Annotated in this window: 2 protein-coding genes; both read left to right on the forward strand. The window is 25.1% G+C overall.

Features of this window, described 5'->3' with window-relative positions:
• Positions 1–22: 22 nt before the first annotated feature.
• Positions 23–643, forward strand: coding sequence for a hypothetical protein (locus tag A9G11_RS07475; protein ID WP_065618980.1), 621 nt, complete (start codon positions 23–25; stop codon positions 641–643).
• 23 nt (positions 644–666) lie between these two features.
• Complete coding sequence (locus A9G11_RS07480; RefSeq protein ID WP_065618983.1) at positions 667–1,617, forward strand: hypothetical protein; 951 nt, start codon at positions 667–669, stop codon at positions 1,615–1,617.
• Positions 1,618–1,648 lie beyond the last annotated feature (31 nt).

The raw sequence follows: 1,648 nt of genomic DNA on the forward strand, positions 1-1,648 counted from the left end.
ATAAAATTAAGGAAATTAAGAAATGAAATTTTTAAAAAATTTTGTAATTATTTGCTTATTAATTTTGTTAAATATAAATATTGCATTTTCAGCCAATATAAAGAAAGAGTTACGTTTTTATCAACAAATAAAATTACCTTATTCTTCTAAACAATTAAAAAAATACTATTATTGGGATGAGTTTGGTGAGTTAAACATTTTATCTCATGAAAAAATGCCATTGAGATTCTCTATGCAAGATTATTCAGTTAAAATTAAAACATTTTCTGACGATTTTCATGGTTCTAGTGGCGCTTTTTATTTTCCGCTCATTTATTTTAATTTTAATAAATTTCTATATACCGGTGTTATGTATATGTCTTTTGGTGCTAATGATGTTCATATTTTTACTTTCCGATTAAATAGTTATGACTCTAATGGAAAACTTATTGATGCAATAGTGTTAGATGAAAGATACTCCGAAGAAGGGGAAGTACTTCTGTGGAATGATTTTACTATAAAGGCGAATGGAATAATTTATGTTAATCAGCAAAAAAAGTTACTGATAGATGCAGGTCTTTCTGATTTTAAAAAAGGTGAAATTAAATCTAAAAAAAGTCAATATCAAATGACTAAAACAGGTCTTTTCAAGAAATTAAAATAAGATTTATTAAGGGAAAATATATAATGAAAACACCATTTTATTTAGGTTTAATCATGCTATTAAGTACACCTTGCTATAGTCAGTTGTTTAATATTCCCGAACAATATAAAGGTGATTGTTTTGTTAAGAATGTTAATTACTGGCAACAGGAAACAACAGATATAAATCCTAATGAAAATAAGGAGTTTGTTAATACTGTAAAAGAAGAAAATTGTTCTTCAAATTTAATAGAGACAGATTTTAATGATTTATATGACATAATCCATAAAAACACAGTTATATATACTGATGGAGATTTAAAACTCGTTTTAAATAAAAAAAAATATGAATATTTTTTTAATCAAGAAAAAACTATTGTCGTCGCTGTGGAGTTGTCTTTGGTCCATAAGCAGGAAATTAAAGATAAAATTATTCTAGCTAGTCACTTTTATAATATTAAAAATTGTTTTTGGTTAGGTATTCACAATTATTATATTAGTCCTAATGGTGATATTTATTTATTATTAATAAAAGATTTTGGACGTCGTATCGAACCAATATTTTGGAAACATTATCAAATTGATAAAGAAAATTTACAATTTAAACTAAAAAAATTATTAATCGATGATTCTTACCAATACCAAATTATTTATCCTGATCAATTTGAAGTACTAAACCAATCCTCTTCATCGGTGTTTAAAACTGACAAGCTAAAAACTTGTTATCAAGATAAATACAATATAAGGTGTAATTTTGATTCTTACCGTTATTATCACGATATATTATTACAAAAATTATCATCTTTATCAGAAAAAAATCCAGATACTCAAGAGTCTATGGAAATAATAGACAAACAAATCAATCAAATTTGTTTAACGCTTCCGTCTCCAATTCATCATAATGAACTGGCAGATTTCACTCATAAAATCACAGAATGCCTAGTGGACCAAATGAAACAAAAAATAGACAAATTAGATGAAGAATTAGATAAATAAAATAACGCTACATTATATATAAGTAATCTAT

The organism is Gilliamella sp. wkB108 (genome assembly GCF_001690195.1).
GTDB classification, from domain to species: domain Bacteria; phylum Pseudomonadota; class Gammaproteobacteria; order Enterobacterales; family Orbaceae; genus Gilliamella; species Gilliamella apicola_L.